Here is a 16,963-nt window from a genome sequence, read left to right on the forward strand (position 1 = left end):
TTTTCTAGTTTAGCTGTTTTATACAACGTGATTCAGATGATTTAGTGAATGTATACAATGACATATTGAATTAATCAGACTATTATAAAAATACATAACATATAATGTGATATTAACTAACATTAAGTAGTTTCTGTTTGTTTTTCCATCTTAGAGGGGGAGTTTTATTGAGTATACTGATCAAGCAAGCTGAAATCATTACAGGAAATGAAATGTATGAAGTCTTCAAAGGCGATTTACTGATTGAGGATAACCGGATTAGTCAAATAGCTGAAAGAATTGAAGGGATAACGGTTGACAAGGTTATTAATGCGGCTGGAAAAACGGTGATACCTGGGTTGATTCAGAGTCATATTCACCTTTGTCAAACCTTGTTCAGAGGTCAGGCAGATGATTTAGAGCTGTTAGATTGGTTATCTAAGAAAATATGGCCCTTAGAAGCTGCACATGATGAAGAGTCCATTTATTACTCGGCACTATTAGGATTAGGTGAATTAATACAAAGTGGAACAACCTCAATTATTGACATGGAAACTGTGAGGCATACAGAATTTGCTTTTCAAGCTCTTGCATCAAGTGGTATTAGAGCAATTGCAGGTAAAGTAATGATGGATAAAGGAGAGGGAGTTCCAAAAAATCTTCTTGAAAAAACAGAAGATTCTTTAATGGACAGTGTTAATCTTCTTGAGAAATGGAATAACTTTGATCGTGGTAGACTTCAATACGCATTTTCACCTCGATTTGTTATTTCTTGTACGGAAAAATTATTAACAAATGTTAGAGAATTGTCGGCTTATTATGATGTTAGAGTACACACACATGCATCTGAAAATTTAAAAGAAATTGAGATTGTTGAATCTGAACGAGGAATGAGAAATATTGTTTATTTAGATCACATTGGTTTAGCAAATCCTAAACTTATTTTAGCTCACTGTATTTGGCTTGATGAGGAAGAAAAAAGAATCATTAAAGAAAAAGGAATAAAAGTAAGTCATTGCCCAGGCTCAAATCTAAAGCTAGCCTCCGGAACGGCACAGACACCTGAAATGCTCGAAAATAATGTATTTTTAAGTATTGGTGCAGACGGAGCTCCTTGTAACAATAATTTAGACATGTTCAATGAAATGAGGTTAACAGCTTTAATCCAAAAACCGATACATGGTCCTACAGCTATGGATGCAAAAAAAGTATTTAAGATGGCTACAATCGGTGGAGCTCAAGCGATGGGACTTGAAAATGAGATAGGCAGTTTAGAAGTAGGTAAGAAAGCAGATCTTGTCATTTTAGATTTGAATGATTTTCACACATATCCATCAGTAGAAGTAGATCCTATTTCAAGAATCGTTTATTCGGCAACCAGAGGTAATGTAGAAACGACGATTATTGATGGGAAAATCGTCATGGAAAATAGAATCATGAAAACAATGGATAAATCAATTGTATTAAAAGAAGCTAACAACTCAATGAAAAGATTGTTAAGTAGAATAGAAAATCAAACGCTTGCGATGTAATTTGAGACGGATTGGTTGATCACTTCTATTTTTATTAGTTTAATGTTTGATGCTTAAACGAAACACCTTGCGATTCTCTTTTTCCAGTAACTAAACATGCACAAGGTAAGGGGGGGGAGAATTGCAATGAGAACGGATATTTATGAAATTTTGAAAGTTGTTTCACAATCTCCTTATAAAAAAGTTCTTGCTACCATTGTTGATGTTGATGGATCCTCGTATCGAAAAGAAGGGGCAACAATGTTATTTCAGGAAAATGGTACTCAAGTGGGGTTATTAAGTGGAGGTTGCTTGGAAGTAGATTTACAAAAAAGAATTTCTCAATATGGATATCAACCACCCTCCCAACTAATCACCTACGACTTATCTGCTGAAGATGATCTTTCTTGGGGTCAAGGTAGTGGTTGTAATGGTGTTGTTAAAGTATTAATTGAGTCTGTTACACAGGTGCTATCAAATGATTTAGCTAACATCCTGACCATTGTTAACGATGGTCAGGATGTTAGATTTGTTAGGGCGATTTCTCAAACAGGTCAGGTGATGGATTATTTATTTTGGTTAGATAATCAACGTTATTTTGGTCAATGGAAAAGAAATATACCGGACGTTGAGTTTATACAAGAAGATAAATTAATTGAATTTGAAGCATGTGAAAGTCACCTTTTCATAAAAAAGATAGAAGCAAGATCTAGAATAATTATCTATGGTGCAGGTCCTGATGCTGTACCTCTGGCATTTCTTGCAAAACAATTAGGATATCACATAGTTGTTGTTGATTGGAGAACAGGGTATTGTAACGAAGATTATTTTCCGCATGCTGATGAAAGAATAATAGCTTTTCCTCAAGAGTTAGAACAGAAGCTTTGTTTAAGAGAAACAGATGCGTTTATTTTAATGACTCACAGTTATGAAAAGGATAAACAATTAATTGATTTACTTCTTTTAAAACGATTGAAATATGTTGGGATATTAGGTTCGAGAACACGTGCTGAGAAACTTTTATCGGGAAGAGCAATTCCAGCATTTTTTCATTTTCCAATTGGATTGCCAATTGGCTCCGAAGGTCCTAATGAGATCGCTGTAAGTATTATCGCAGAAATCATTAGTGTAAAACAGAGGGTCTAAAAATTACAATGTTGAAGTAGGAGCTATTGATTTTGAATGAAAAATAGTTTTTCTTAGTGTGAGAACAATGTAAATGTCTAATAGAGTCAGTTAAAGGGAGAAAAAGGCGATGAAAAAGATAATTGGTATATATCTTGCAGCTGGAAATAGTAGTCGCATGGGGACGTGTAAGTTGTCATTGCCTTTTGGAAAAGAAACTTTAGGTACATTTGCTTTAAATGAAATTATGAGCTCTATGGTTGATTATTTGTTGATTATTACAAAAAAACAAGAAGGTATATCGTGGTTAAGAAACTCACGGTCATTACAATCATCGTCTGATAAATGGGAATGTGTTGTAAATGAACATTCATCAGAGGGACAATCAAATTCATTGCGGTTAGGTGTATTAAGGGCAATGCAGTTAAATGCGAAGTCTGTTATTGTCTTTCTTGCTGATCAACCTTTTATCACGTTGGAAAGAATTAATAAACTTATTTTAACTTCCAAACATGTAGAAGATTATGTCGCTTCGAGTATTCACGGCGTCTTAAAACCGCCAATTTTATTCCATGATACTGTGTTTGATCAGTTATTGAAAATAAGCGGTGATCAGGGAGCTAGATCTTTATTGAAAAAAAGTATTTTTTTAGGTAAGAACGTAGAAGGTGAAAAAAATGAACTTTTTGATATTGACACACTCGGTAACTATTTCTATGCGAAAAATAACTTATTGTCTTGGTATGAAAATCATCATTTCATGAAAATAGGTGATAAAAGTTGAATAATAAAAATAGTGAAGTATTATCTAGAACGGATATAGAAGTGTCTAGCCCTCTTACAATCTTAGAAGCTTTGGAATATAAATCTAAATTTCAAGAAGGAGTTTATGTTGCTGGAGGGACTTTGTTGCAACTTGGTTGGGAAAAAAGTGAATTTATATCAAAAAGGATCATTAGTTTAGAAAGTCTGAAAGAATTAAAAAATGTTGAGATGCATTTAGAGGATCAGAAACAATTTGTTAAAATAGGGGCTTTAACGACAATTGATGAATGTATTAATCATGCATTAACGATAATGTACTGTCCGCTTTTTGTAACAGCTTGTAAAAACATAGCTGCTCCAGCAGTTCGTAATCGTGGAACTATTGGAGGAAATGTGGCTAGTAGGATAGGTGATTCTTTACCAGTATTACTAGTGTTAAATGCAAAGGTTACTTTTTTAATAAATGGAAAGATAGTGACTAAAAGCTTAGCAGATTGGCTTAATGATCAGCATGATCCCTCTTTTTTACTAATCGATATAAGAATTCCATGTGTAAAAACAAAAACAAGTGATTTTTACAAAAAAGTTGGTAGGCGTGAAACATTTACTTCTGCTATTGTGTCGGTAAGTGGGAAGTGGTCATCGTGTGAAAATGGGAATATTAGAGATATGCGTCTCGCTGTTGGTGGTGGAAATCATGATCCTGTCAGACTTTATCGTGTTGAAGAGATTTTGAAAAAAGAGGGTTGTGAATTTTCTTCTGAACTAATTTACTCGGAAATTCTAAATGAATTTAACTCTTATTCAGATGTTTTTTTGACAGACCATTATCGAAAAAAAGTTGCTGCAAATATTATTGTATCCGAATTGAAAAGACAATTAGTATCTGGTTAATAATGTGGAGTAGTGTTTTATTAATGTTATTTTTTACAAAGGTGTTTTCATAAACTTTGTTGTTTTTAGAATCCTGATGGAAACAACTCTCTATAAAGTTTAGTGATCTCTTTCCTTCTACTAATAGTATCTTTTATTCGATCAAACTCTGGCTCTAGCAGATAGAGACGTCAATTAGCAACATCTATCAGAAAAGAGCACATGCAAAAGTGTCTATACGAAAGTGAGGGGAAATCATGAAGTTAGACAAAAATAAGTTTCAAAATCAATGGAAAATACGACCTGATGGAATTGGAAAAGTCACAGGTTCGTTGAAATATTTAACAGATTATACGTTTCCGGGAATGCTTTATGCGAAAGTATTGAGAAGTTCTTATCCTCATGCCAGGATAAAATCTATAGATACTAATTCAGCAAAGAAATTAGATGGAGTTGTTGCTATAATTACTTATAAAGATGTTCCGGGTTTAAATGGATTTGGTCTCATTGTTCAAGATCAACCAGTTTTATGTGAAGATGTTGTAAGGTATGTCGGAGATGCAGTAGCTGCGGTCGCAGCTCGAAGTGAAGATATAGCAATTAAAGCACTGCAATTAATCAAAGTGGATTATGAACCACTTTTTGTAATTGATGATCCTGAAAAGGCATTGGAAGATGGAGTGATAAAGCTTCATCCAAATGGGAACATTCTCCACAAAGCATCCTATAAAAAAGGTGCTGATGTTATGGAGAAGATAAACAATTGTCCTTATGTAGTAGAGGAGACTTATGAAACTCCAAGACAAATGCATGGTTATATGGAAACAGAGGGTGGAGTTGTTGTCCCGGAGGAAGATGGTAAAATCACTGTTTATGCTGCCACACAACATGGCTTTAAGGATCGGTTGCAGCTTGCTAGAATTTTAGATATGTCGGAAGAGGAAATTCGAGTGATTTCAAGCCCCATTGGTGGATCTTTTGGTGGAAAGGATGAACTAAATATCCAACCTTATGCGGCTATTTTGGCAAAATTAACAAAAAAACCAGTGAAAATTCATCATACTAGAAAAGAATCTGTTCTATCTGGAATCAAAAGACACCCTATGAAAATAAAAATGATAACTGGTGCGGATGAAACAGGGAAGTTAGTAGGTCATGTTGTTGAAATTGTTGCGGATACAGGGGCTTATTCGACATTAGGACCAGCAGTGTTAGATTTTGCTGTTGAACATTCAACAGGTCCATATGTTATACCCTATGTCGATGTAGAAGGAGTTTCTGTTTTTACAAATAACGGTGTTGCGGGAGAATTTAGAGGTTTTGGGGGAAATCAGGTAACATTCGCTTTGGAGTCACAAATGGACCGATTAGCTGAGATGTTGAATGAAGATCCGCTTCTTTTTCGATATAAGAATGTGAGAAATGAAGATGATGTAGGTCCGCTAGGGCAGAGAGTTGTGCCACATAACGGAGCAAAAAAAGTTTTGGAAATGATAGAGAATTCTTCTATTATTAAACAACCTATAAAAAAGAAAGAAGAATGGATATTGCGTGGAAGAGGTGCTGCGATAACAATGCATGGTGGAGGCCTTGGGTACGGAAGACCGGATCCTTCTGGTGCTAGGTTATCGTTAAAAAAAGATGGCAAGATAGAAATTGCGTTTGGATTTGAAGAATGTGGTCAAGGTCTTCTCGCTTCTATTGAAATCATGATGGCCGAAATGCTTTTTTGTGAAAAAGATGATTTATGTATTGTGATTGGAGACACTGACTTGGTGCCGAAATCAGGATCATCAACAGCCTCTAGATCTACCAATATGATTTGGCAAGGTATTAATAAACTGAAGAAGCTATGGGAAGAGAAATTATTTGGAATAGTATCTAAGTTTACTGGTATTCTATCAAAGAATTTAAGATTAGGTAAAAATGGTATATGGGAAGAAAAAAACCAGGTTAATCCAGTGTTAACTTATAAAGAGATTGCTCATATAGTAAAGGAGAATTTACCTGTATTGTTAACTGAATTTCATTTTCCGACAACACCTGATCCTGTCGTTGGAGGTCACTATTTATATACATTTGCAGCTGTGGCGATAGAGGTGGAAGTAGACTTGTTAACAGGTAGAGTGAAGGTAACGAAAATGGATCATGCTGTTTCAGCGGGACCTGTAGTCAATCCAATGGGGTATTTGGGTCAAATTGAAGGTGGAGCTATTATGGGGCTTGGCTTTACGTTACTAGAAGATTCTTTAATGGAGAATGCTCATTATCAAATTGAAAACTTTGATTCGTATCTTCTACCTACTATTCAAGATATTCCTCATTTTTCAAATGTTGAGGTAGATGAGTTTTTAGCTGAGGGTGATGTTTTTGGACCGAGAGGAGTAGGCGAAATTGGAACTGTGGCGATTGCACCTGCGATAACTTCTGCTATTTTTAATGCTTCAGGAATATGGGTAAATAAGCTACCGGTTTCACCTGAAAACTTGTTGAATCAACTTGAATCTACATCAACTATATTATCCAATTGAGTAGAAAAATAGTTACTATACATGTCTGGGGGAATTAGTGTGGAAGCTAGTGAAGTAGATGGACCGAATGAAATAGCAATAGAAAATTTATTGAATGTAACATTTATGATTAATGGATTGAATAAGCAGTTGATAATACCTCCAGCATATCGTCTTGTAGACATTCTTAGAAAAGAATTAAATATGACTGGTACAAAGATTTCATGTGAAATTGGCAGATGTGGTGCGTGTTCAGTTTTAATGAATGGAAAAGTTGTGACCTCCTGTTTAGTGATGGCTTATCAAATAAATCATACTGTTATTGAAACAATTGAGAATATTGCTTCAAAGGAGTTGCACCCTTTACAACAGGCGTTTTTAGAGGAGGGAGCTCTACAATGTGGATATTGTACTCCAGGTATGGTTGTAGCGCTAAAATCTTTATTAGACTCTACTGATAACCCGAGTGAAAAAGAAATCAAAGACCATTTAGCTGGTAATTTATGTAGGTGTACAGGTTACAATGGTATTCTTCGAGCTGTGGAGTCTTTTAAGGAACAGAGAAATTCACTAAAAATAAATGATTAATTGCATCAATAAAAGCCGTTCATCTACTTTCGTAAATAGTTTGGTGATCGGCTTTTATTGTAAATTTATTTGTTGTTTTTCGGGTGCTTTGTTGCTTTTTAGCTTGCATCAAGTTAATTTTATTTCTTTCTAGTCCAAATTCCGCCAGATTTGAGTTAGAGTCTTCTTAACTTTGTCGATCAGATTTTGCCCTTTGCTTCAACGGTACGATTCGAATAAAGCAACTATTTATGGTGGTTCATTTGCTTACCATATCTAAATGGGGATACTTTTCTATTAAAATATCTCTAATTAATAATGAAATTCTTATTTTTAATGTGTCTTCAGATTGTTTGAATGAAATTCCTAGCATTTCTTCACATTTTTCAATTCTGTAAACTACAGTATTTCGATGGACAAATAATTGTTTTGCAGTATCAGCAATTTGACAATGATTATCTAAAAATACTGTCATTGTGTGAATCAAACTAAGTGAATCCTTGTTCTTTGGATACGCTAAAACTTTTAATGTATTATTATAAAACTCTGTTAGGTTTTCTGTAGGAATCATTTGAAGTAATTCAGTGATATCTTTTGTATGGTAAATTTGTATAAATGGATATTTACCTTTTTTTAATCCTATTTCTAATGCGTCTAAAGCGTTTAAATAGCCTTTGTGTATGCTTCGCAAGTCATCTCTGGTAGGGCTTATTCCGAAAGATACAGGTATGTTAGCTTGTTCCCTCATATCGTGCTGTAAAGATCGTACTATTTGAAGAAGTTGCTGTTCTGATTGCTTTTCGGTAGAATCATAAGGTAATAAAATAACGAAAACTTCTTTGTTGATAAAAATGCTACATTCAATATTTTGTCTTAATATCTTAGAATATAGTTGCTCATATATGGAGTGATAATAGCTATCCCATTGAAACGTATTGGAAAATATTAAAGAATTTGTTAAATCATTTGTGTTATCTACTTTACATACCACAACATGATAGTATTTGTCCGGTTTTAATCCATATTGCTTCCCTTGATGGATTAATTCGTGATCTGGAATGTCTTTCACTAACAAATTTTCGAAGAAATTATTTTTGATATGTAAATTTTTTTCGGACAAAGCTTGTTGTCTGAGTAATTCGAATGAAATAACATTTGAGACCTGTTCTACTGATAATAGTGTATATGTGTCAATTGGGAAATCTAAGCCAACAATAACAAGAAAGCTTTTCTTTAAGTATGTTTCGATTGGGAAAAAATAAACGAGTTGTCCTTTTAAAGGGAGAGGGGTGAAAACAGAAAAGCAAAAACTCTGATCCTTACTATAACACTCATTCTCAGCTAAATGATGGACAATTTGTTTAGCTAAAATTTTCATGTTATTTCCTCTGAAATGATGGGTTTCAACAATAGATGTGTTCATATGATTAATGAATAATATGGGTTTATTTAAAAGATGTGATAATCGATCAATGAGTTTAGGGAGTTGTTCACCTTTATGGACAAGTTTGGTGAATTCTCGATGGGTTTGAATGGCAAATTGTAATTCTTTTGCTTGCTTTCTTAGAATATAACTTAATGATTCGTTCACAATCTCTCCTAATGAATGCTCGTTTGTTAATTCGATAATTGGTAAATTAACTTTATTCGCTACTTCAATAACGTCATTAGGAATGGTTTGTAGATAGCGTCTTGTTTTTATGCCAAGACCGGAACAATTATTGCTAGCCATGTATTTTACAAGGTTAATTAAATCATTTGAATTTTCATGAATAAAGTAAGCGGTTGTTACTAATAATTCATGTGGTTTTAAGAAATCGGTAATGTCTGGTGCGTCCATCATGTTTATTGTTTGAACCGTTCTTTCTAACCCACTTTTACCTGCTACAATTGCTGAATTTGTAAATACAGGAATATGTAGTAGCTCACTCAATTTCATAAAAACCCCTCCACTCTTGTTAGGTAATATCACATTATATTTTTGGTTAAATGAAAAAATGTCCTTATTAATCTTAGATTTAGTTAAACTATCTAAAATTCTTTTAAAGATTTAGTGTTTTTAACTAATGCAAGTGATACATAAAACGTTTAATATGTTAATAAATATAACATATGTTGTTACTAGTGGTAATAAAAAAGATGAATAGGGTGATCATTTGCTATCAATTTATGAAGTAAACCAATTCAATAAAGAGGAATTTATCAATGAAGTTGGTTGGGTATTTGAACATTCACCTTGGATTGCTGAAAAGACATGGGATTATGCACCGTTTCATTCTGTGCAACAATTACATCGTTTTATGGTAAAAGTTGTTGAAAAATCAGAAAAAGAGAAAAAACTGGAATTAATTCAAGCTCACCCTGATCTAGGGTCAAAATTAAAATTGACTTCGTCTTCTCAAATCGAACAAAAACAAGCAGGCTTAGATCAATTAAATTCAAGAGAATATAAGAGATTAAATCTTTTAAATAATAAGTACGTTAAAAAATTTGGTTTTCCATTTGTATTAGCGGTTCGAGGACATAATAAACATTCTATTTATGATGCAATGAAACGAAGAGTAAAAAATAATGATCGTGATGAGTTTCATACAGCGTTAAATGAAATCTATAAAATTTCATTTTTCAGATTAAGAGATTCTGTATGTAATGAGGGAGGGTATTCAATGGATAGTCGAACAATGTTTTACGGAAAAGGCGATGTATTTGTTTATCGAACGAATCTTCAGCCTTTAACAGGATTAAGAAAGATACCTGAATCATTAGTAACTGAAATCAAAAATGATATTTTCGGATGGAATATTAAAATTGAAGTTGGAGGCAATCAGTTATTTTCCTCATTTTCAGAAGGAGATAATCAACTTGTCGTTGCAACTGATTCTATGAAAAATTTTATTCAAAAACATCTAGCATACTATACAGGAACTACGATAGAAGGTTTTCTGAAATTTGTAGCTGAACGATTTCTGGAAACATATCCTCATTTTGAAACAATCAAGTTGGCAGCAGAAGAAGTGCCATTTCTCCCCACATTTGTTTCAGAGAATGATGATCACGTTGAAAGTGAGAGTGTATTTAACCGTTCAAGAAATGAGCAATGGACTTCATATCTTCAAGCAAATAAGAATGAAAAAGAAAACATAGATATTTTAACTGTAACAAGTGGAATAAAGGATTTGCAACTAATCAAAATTAGTGGCAATTCATTTTCTGGATATATACGTGATGAGTTCACAACTCTTCCTGAAACGGCTAATCGTCCATTGTTTATTTATTTATCCATTAATTGGAGATATGAAAATTCAAAAGATGCATATGGAGATTTTCCAGAGCTCTATGTTTCACCTGAACAAGTAAAGGATATCGCAATAAACGTTTTTCATCATCTAGAAACAAAATCTATTCAACATTTAATTTATCAAATTGGTTTGAAAATATTAATCCGTTTTCCAGAACTATCTGACGTAACATTTCAATCTCAAAATCGTACATGGGAGACCGTTGTTGAACATATTGAAGGAACTTCGAGTAAGGTATACACAGAACCACGCCTTCCATTTGGATTTCAAGGTTTCACGATGACAAGAGAAGATGTGAATCAAGAGGACGTGAAAAAAGAGGCAGAGGAGATATCTCAAGGATGACAGTTGATTTAACAACTCACGTATTGAATACAGCAAAAGGAATACCTGCAAAAGATATGAAAATTGAGTTGTGGAGATTCACTGAAGAAAAACCGGTATTTCTTACACAAATGAAAACGGATTGTGATGGACGTGTACCTCCTCAGCAGCTGAAGGTTGCAGGAATCTATGAATTGTTATTTTATGTAGGTGATTATTTTAAAGAAAGTGGAGAAACATCAAACTTGATGTTTTTAGATCAGGTGCCGATTCGATTTGGAATTGAATTAAGAAAAGCTAACTATCATATTCCGCTTCTAATCTCACCGTGGAGTTATCAAACATATCGTGGAAGTTGAAAAGAGGTAATTTGTCACACTTATCTAGTAAAGAATCGTAAATATAAGAGGCAGCAAATTTTATGGAAAGGTGAGAATACAGTTGAATTTCATTTAAGATTCTTTTGTATCTAAACTAGTCAACATCAGTTCGGTTGAATTAATCGTATTTTATTAAGCAGAAACAGGATTTTTTCTCTAGGTTTTAAGTCGAATAGAAATTGAGGTAAGGAGAACTTTTATTTCTAATCTGAAATGGTTTTTATCTTTCGTATTTCTAATCACGCTAAAGGGATGATTTTGTGAATGTTTACGATGTTATTCTTAGAAATGGTTTTATTGTCACTGAAAAAGGAGTGACAAAAGGAAATATTGTGATTACTAATGGAAAAATCACAAAAGTAACCAATAGAGAAATTAAGGGATCATCAAAAGTTGACATTGATGCTTCCAGTTATTATATTCTCCCGGGGTTAATTGATACACATGTACATTTTAATGAGCCAGGGAGATTAGAATGGGAAGGATTCGAAACAGGAAGTAAAAGTCTAGCTGCCGGTGGTGTAACAACATTTTTTGATATGCCATTAAATAGTTATCCCCCTACAATTAATAAGGAAGCCTATCTTCTGAAAAATGAAATAGGAATGCAGAAATCGATCACTAACTTTCGACTTTGGGGTGGAGTTGTTCCTGAAAATATCGAAAACTTAGCTGAATTATCAAGCTGTGGTGTGATTGGATTTAAGGCATTTATGTCATCAAGCGGTATTGAAGATTTTCAATCGTGTAATGATATCGAACTTCTAAAAGCGATGGAGAAAATATCTCAGTTGTCAGCTATCTTAGCTGTTCATGCAGAAAGTCAAGCAATAGTAACATATTTAACAGAGAAAATGAAAAAAAACAAAATGCTATCTGCAGAGTCTTATGCAAAATCTCGACCTATAGAATCAGAGATAGAGGCAGTTGATAGAATATTAACTTATGCTGCACTTACGAACTGTAAAACACATATTGTTCATGTAACAAGTAGTAAGGTAGTGTCTAAAGTTCTTGAAGCGAAACAAAGAGGTGTGAATGTAACGGTAGAAACATGTCCTCATTATCTTTCTTTAACGTCAAAAGACCTTGAGGAAAAAGGAGCAATCGCAAAATGTGCACCACCACTTCGTAATAATACCGAAGTAGAGATGCTATGGGACTGTCTTAAAAGGGGAGAAATTGATGTAATTGGGTCTGATCATTCTCCATCACCAAGTTCCATGAAAGCAGGGAATATCTTTGAAGCATGGGGAGGTATTTCAGGTGCGCAAACATCTTTAAATGTGCTTCTTGAAGAAGGTTACTGGAAAAGGAATGTTCCTCTTGAAACAATCGTTAAATTAACTGCTACAAATCCTGCAAAACGTTTTCGATTATATCCTGCAAAAGGAACAATTGAGGTCGGAAGCGATGCAGATCTCACTATTATAGATTTAGAAAAATCCTTTGAATTAAAAAAGGAGCATCTATTTTATAAACATCAACAAAGTCCGTATATAGGAAAAAAATTTCGGGGGCAAGTTTTGTATACATTTGTAAATGGAGATTTAGTTTATCAGGTGTAAGAAAAAAGTGAAAATACCTTTATTTTGATATTTTACTTCATGAATTTTTAATTGTGGTGACCACACCCTTGTAACCCAGTAGAGAGGAGGGGGAATTTATGTGTATTGATGAAAACAGATTAAAAAGGAGAATTGAGCAATTATCTACCTGCTCTTTACCATCTATAGGAGTAACAAGGCTACCATTTACAAAAGAAAGCCTTAAAGCAGAAGAGCTGATTATTGAATGGATGAAAGAAGCCAATATGTCAGTAATGAGGGATGCGATGAATAATATCATTGGAAGATATGAGGGGAAATATTCTGATTCACCTGTATTAATGATAGGTTCACATCTTGATTCAGTGGTGGATGCGGGAAAATATGATGGAGTTCTTGGAGTCGTTTCTGCTATAGAGGTGATTCAATTTTTAAACGATCATAAAATAGTACCTACTAACCCTATTGAGGTCGTGAGTTTTTGTGATGAAGAAGGTACAAGATTTCATACAACATTTCTTGGAAGTAAAGCTATTGCTGGTACATTAACAGATAAAGACTTGGAAATACAAGATGATAATGGTTGCTCAATTTCGGAGGCTTTATTAGGAATCGGATTAAACCCTTCTCTTTATAAAAATGCAAAACGAAAGGTTGATGATTTACTAGGATATCTTGAGCTACATATAGAACAGGGTCCTATTTTACAAGAAAATAATTTGCCATGTGGTATAGTAACAGGGTTTGCTGGTGCATCCAGGTATACTATTTGTATTGAAGGAAATGCAGGGCATGCAGGAACAGTCCCTCTTCAAAATAGGAAAGATGCTCTTACTGGTGCAGCAGAAGCTATTCTATTGTTGGAAAAATCGGCTAAAAATACAGAAGGAATATTGGCAACAGTAGGTAAGCTTGAGATTCAACCAGGGGCAAGCAATGTAATTCCTGGTCGTGTGACATTTACACTTGATGCGCGAGATGTAGATGACCAAAGAAAACAAACATTTATTCGAGAAGCGTTTCGAGAAATAAGAAAGATTTGTCTTAATAGAGGTTTATTGTTTCACTATGATGAAGTTTTATCAATTTCTCCTGTTTATTGTTGTACTGAGTATGTATCAATCATAGAGAATGTGTTGGAAAACAATTCAATCAGACCATTAAAAATGGTTAGTGGTGCTGGACATGATGCGATGGCCATAAGTGATATTACTAAAGTAGCAATGATTTTTGTAAGATGTAAAGATGGAATTAGCCACCATCCTGATGAATTTGTTTCATGTCATGATATGAAAATTGGAACAAAGGTTCTTCTTGAAACAGTACTGAATATTTCAGGCTATAAAGGGGATGTAGTCATTGATTAATCGTGTGATTGAAAAAGATAAACAACTTATTTTAGAACAAATTGAATTAAATAAAGAAGAGTTAATTGGATTTCTACAAAAGTTAGTTGCTACACCATCAGATAATCCTCCTGGTGATTGTCGAGAAATTGCTAAAGTAATAGCAGAAAAGCTTAAATTATTCCAATTTCGAGATACTACGTTGTATGAAGTTCCTCAACTTGAGGTGAAAAAGACAGGAATGGTTCATGGAGTGAATGTTGTTGCATTTCAAAATTTTCAAGATAAGAACAGTATGGAGATAACGTTGAATTCGCATGGAGATGTTGTTCCTCCAGGATCTGGGTGGTCTGTTGATCCTTATAGTGGAAGTATTATTGATGGGAAATTATATGGTAGAGGTGCCGCAGTATCTAAATCAGATATTGCTGTATATACATTTGCTGTACTAGCACTTAGAAAAGTAGCCGATAAGTTAAGAGGAAGAATATCGCTAGCCTTTACTTTTGATGAAGAAATTGGAGGTACGCTTGGTCCTAAATGGTTAATAGAAAATCAATATATTAATCCTGATTTAGCGATCTGTCCAGGCTTTTCGTATTCTTTAATCAATGCACACAATGGATGCTTACATTTGGAGGTAAAGTTAAAAGGAAAAATAGCACATGCGGCTGAACCTCAATTTGGAATTGATGCAATAGAAGCAATGACACAGGTTTTACAGGCATTATATGATTATAGACATTCATTGATTGAAAAAACTTCTAATATTGCTGGAATTAAATCACCAACATTAGTAATAGGATTAATCAATGGTGGAATTAACACAAATGTAGTTCCGGGAGAATGCACGATTCGCCTCGATCGAAGATTAATTCCTGAAGAAGATCCGATAAAAGTTGAAGAAGAATTAAAGTTTATTATTCATCAAGCAGTAGTAAATTATTCTTCAGAAATAAAAATAGAAATGCAACAAATACTATTGGCAAAAAGCTTTGGACCTGTGAATAAGGATTTTCCTTTAGTACAGGCGATTGTGAAAAATACAAAGGATCTTTTAAATGTAGATATTCCTGTACAAGGTTCACCATTATATACAGATGCAAGACACTTCTATGAGAAGAAAATTCCAGTTATCCTTTACGGAGCAGGACCAAAAACATTAGTAGAGGCTAATGGACATCGAGCAGATGAACATGTGAAAATTGATGATTTAATGAAAGCTACAAAGATAGTCGCGCTCAGTTTATTTGATCTTTTGAAAAATCAATAAATGGGAAAAAATAGTGATAAAGTCATCATATTCTATCCTATTTGAAAAATTATCTAAAGCGATATGAAACGGCTGAATCTTAATGGTTTGGTCTATTTTTATGAATAAGAAAGAATGTGAAATTTCACTTATTTTTTTGTGTAGCTTCTATGTAAGAGCTTTATGAACTAGCCGAATAGTAATAGCAACTATAAAAAGATGTCATTTGATATAAATTAGAATTTTTTTCATTTTTTTCAACAAAATGTATGACCAATAAAGTATATTTAAAGAAGAATTTGAAGATTGTCTTAAATTAGATCCAGAAGTATAAATAACGGGAAGAATAATTCCCTTTATATCTAGGATAAGTCAAATATGAATGGTAAAGAGCTCATCTTCTTTCTTATTTTCTTATCCTTTTCTTAAAAGGAGGTTGAATGGATGAAAAATGGAAAAAGTATTTATGGTATTTTGTTAGTTGGAATTGGTATTATCTTTTCTTTACAATCAATAGGACTTATTGATAATTTTTGGAGCGTTTCATGGCCGCTAATTTTACTGTTTGTATCAATTGGTTTTCATGTAGGTTTTTTTCTAACGGGTGCTAGGAAACAGCAAGCAGGATTATTAGTACCAGGAGGTATATTATTTGTTTTAAGTATGTTATTTATGTTTGAAGAAATGACGAATTGGAGCTTTTCAGCTTATACTTGGCCAATTTATATGTTAGCTGTTGCTGTAGGATTAACTGAGCTATGGTTATTTGGCGGACGAGAATTTGGGTTACTTATTCCAATCTTTATTTTATCAGGTTTAGGATTTGTCTTCATCATTCAAAACCTTTTTACATTTAATATTCTATCGTTTTGGCCGGCAATCTTAATAATTGTAGGACTATTTCTTATTTTCGGAAGAAATAATAAATCCTCAAAAGATCTATAAGAATGAAATTAAAGTTAAAGGAAAAAATAAAAAAGCTTCTAAATTAAGAGGCGAAATGACGAATGAAGGAGACCTACAATGACACAATCAAAATCACAGCAAGAACGTCAATGGACAGTTCGTAAACAATCACAAAATTCACATGGCAAAGTAAAATCATTTGATCAGTTAGCTGAAGAGGGCGGAAAAAAGAAAGAGAGTTAAATGTAAAGGTTGGGACATAAGTATTAAAGCTAATGATAAACCCGAATTATTAGGTGATATATGAAATAATCATTCGCCTAATAGTTCGGGTTTTTATTTGCCATCTTCTATAGTTTTTTGATTTTGGATACTATTTTTAAGAACATAGTGGAATGTAGCGGAAGATACTCGGGCACCTACGGGAATTGAGGAAAGGCTAAGACCCCGCAGGCTTGCCGAGGAGGCTCAGCTTCAATGTCATCAAGCTAAGAAACCAATAATTTACATCTACATCATACCTATGGTAGTTTACAAGTGTTTTTAACGCTTGTTTTAGATCTAGTCTCTAAAAAAGGC

At 33.7% G+C, this 16,963-nt stretch carries 14 protein-coding genes; 13 read left to right on the plus strand and 1 reads right to left on the minus strand.

Going from position 1 to position 16,963, the window contains the following annotated elements; translation table 11 throughout:
• The first annotated feature begins 167 nt into the window (after positions 1 to 167).
• From LC076_RS10600 to LC076_RS10625, 6 genes are all read left to right on the plus strand, one after another.
• Complete coding sequence (locus tag LC076_RS10600) at positions 168 to 1,511, plus strand: 5'-deoxyadenosine deaminase (RefSeq protein ID WP_226668487.1); 1,344 nt, start codon at positions 168 to 170, stop codon at positions 1,509 to 1,511.
• A gap of 126 nt (positions 1,512 to 1,637) precedes the next feature.
• On the plus strand, positions 1,638 to 2,636 hold the full coding sequence (locus tag LC076_RS10605; protein WP_226668488.1) for an XdhC family protein: 999 nt from the start codon (positions 1,638 to 1,640) through the stop codon (positions 2,634 to 2,636).
• 109 nt (positions 2,637 to 2,745) lie between these two features.
• Positions 2,746 to 3,399 carry an NTP transferase domain-containing protein gene (locus LC076_RS10610; RefSeq protein WP_226668490.1) on the plus strand — a complete coding sequence of 218 codons (654 nt, stop codon included), beginning with the start codon at positions 2,746 to 2,748 and terminating at the stop codon, positions 3,397 to 3,399.
• On the plus strand, positions 3,396 to 4,274 hold the full coding sequence (locus LC076_RS10615; RefSeq protein ID WP_226668492.1) for an FAD binding domain-containing protein: 879 nt from the start codon (positions 3,396 to 3,398) through the stop codon (positions 4,272 to 4,274). The genes LC076_RS10610 and LC076_RS10615 overlap by 4 nt, the downstream gene beginning before the upstream one ends.
• 236 nt (positions 4,275 to 4,510) lie before the next feature.
• Complete coding sequence (gene pucD, locus LC076_RS10620) at positions 4,511 to 6,784, plus strand: xanthine dehydrogenase subunit D (protein ID WP_226668494.1); 2,274 nt, start codon at positions 4,511 to 4,513, stop codon at positions 6,782 to 6,784.
• 39 nt (positions 6,785 to 6,823) lie between these two features.
• Entirely contained in the window at positions 6,824 to 7,351 is a 528-nt protein-coding gene (locus LC076_RS10625) for a (2Fe-2S)-binding protein (protein ID WP_226668495.1), read from the plus strand.
• A 238-nt stretch (positions 7,352 to 7,589) separates the two neighbouring features.
• Here LC076_RS10625 and LC076_RS10630 read toward each other — a convergent pair whose 3' ends face one another.
• The gene (locus tag LC076_RS10630) at positions 7,590 to 9,269 is read right to left on the minus strand and encodes a PucR family transcriptional regulator (protein ID WP_226668497.1); all 1,680 of its coding nucleotides are present in this window, start codon (positions 9,267 to 9,269) and stop codon (positions 7,590 to 7,592) included.
• 217 nt (positions 9,270 to 9,486) lie between these two features.
• Here LC076_RS10630 and pucL point away from each other — a divergent pair, with 217 nt between their 5' ends.
• The 7 genes from pucL to LC076_RS10665 all read left to right on the plus strand — a co-directional run bounded on the left by pucL (position 9,487) and on the right by LC076_RS10665 (position 16,627).
• The gene (gene pucL, locus LC076_RS10635; protein WP_226668499.1) at positions 9,487 to 10,974 is read left to right on the plus strand and encodes a factor-independent urate hydroxylase; all 1,488 of its coding nucleotides are present in this window, start codon (positions 9,487 to 9,489) and stop codon (positions 10,972 to 10,974) included.
• Positions 10,971 to 11,312 carry a hydroxyisourate hydrolase gene (gene uraH / locus LC076_RS10640; RefSeq protein WP_226668502.1) on the plus strand — a complete coding sequence of 114 codons (342 nt, stop codon included), beginning with the start codon at positions 10,971 to 10,973 and terminating at the stop codon, positions 11,310 to 11,312. The genes pucL and uraH overlap by 4 nt, the downstream gene beginning before the upstream one ends.
• Before the next feature lie 281 nt (positions 11,313 to 11,593).
• Entirely contained in the window at positions 11,594 to 12,901 is a 1,308-nt protein-coding gene (gene allB, locus LC076_RS10645) for an allantoinase AllB (protein WP_226668504.1), read from the plus strand.
• Between the two features lie 98 nt (positions 12,902 to 12,999).
• Positions 13,000 to 14,247 (plus strand): Zn-dependent hydrolase, encoded by a 1,248-nt coding sequence (locus LC076_RS10650; protein WP_226668507.1) that lies wholly within the window; start codon positions 13,000 to 13,002, stop codon positions 14,245 to 14,247.
• Positions 14,240 to 15,499, plus strand: coding sequence for an ArgE/DapE family deacylase (locus LC076_RS10655; protein ID WP_226668510.1), 1,260 nt, complete (start codon positions 14,240 to 14,242; stop codon positions 15,497 to 15,499). Before LC076_RS10650 ends, LC076_RS10655 begins: the two co-directional genes overlap by 8 nt.
• Positions 15,500 to 15,922: 423 nt before the next feature.
• Entirely contained in the window at positions 15,923 to 16,423 is a 501-nt protein-coding gene (locus LC076_RS10660; RefSeq protein ID WP_226668513.1) for a hypothetical protein, read from the plus strand.
• Positions 16,424 to 16,501: 78 nt separating this feature from the next.
• Positions 16,502 to 16,627, plus strand: coding sequence for a DUF6254 family protein (locus tag LC076_RS10665; protein ID WP_226668514.1), 126 nt, complete (start codon positions 16,502 to 16,504; stop codon positions 16,625 to 16,627).
• The last annotated feature ends 336 nt before the right edge of the window (positions 16,628 to 16,963 follow it).

The sequence above is a fragment of the Metabacillus litoralis genome, assembly GCF_020524045.1.
Classification (GTDB): Bacteria; Bacillota; Bacilli; order Bacillales; family Bacillaceae; genus Metabacillus; species Metabacillus litoralis_C.

Excerpts from the sequence above, each read along its gene's own strand:
- LC076_RS10605 (WP_226668488.1), top strand. The coding sequence starts at position 1,638 with ATGAGAACGGATATTTATGAAATTTTGAAAGTTGTTTCACAATCTCCT.
- LC076_RS10610 (WP_226668490.1), top strand. The coding sequence starts at position 2,746 with ATGAAAAAGATAATTGGTATATATCTTGCAGCTGGAAATAGTAGTCGC.
- pucD (WP_226668494.1), top strand. The coding sequence starts at position 4,511 with ATGAAGTTAGACAAAAATAAGTTTCAAAATCAATGGAAAATACGACCT.
- LC076_RS10630 (WP_226668497.1), bottom strand. The coding sequence starts at position 9,269 with ATGAAATTGAGTGAGCTACTACATATTCCTGTATTTACAAATTCAGCA.
- uraH (WP_226668502.1), top strand. The coding sequence starts at position 10,971 with ATGACAGTTGATTTAACAACTCACGTATTGAATACAGCAAAAGGAATA.
- LC076_RS10650 (WP_226668507.1), top strand. The coding sequence starts at position 13,000 with ATGTGTATTGATGAAAACAGATTAAAAAGGAGAATTGAGCAATTATCT.
- LC076_RS10660 (WP_226668513.1), top strand. The coding sequence starts at position 15,923 with ATGAAAAATGGAAAAAGTATTTATGGTATTTTGTTAGTTGGAATTGGT.
- LC076_RS10665 (WP_226668514.1), top strand. The coding sequence starts at position 16,502 with ATGACACAATCAAAATCACAGCAAGAACGTCAATGGACAGTTCGTAAA.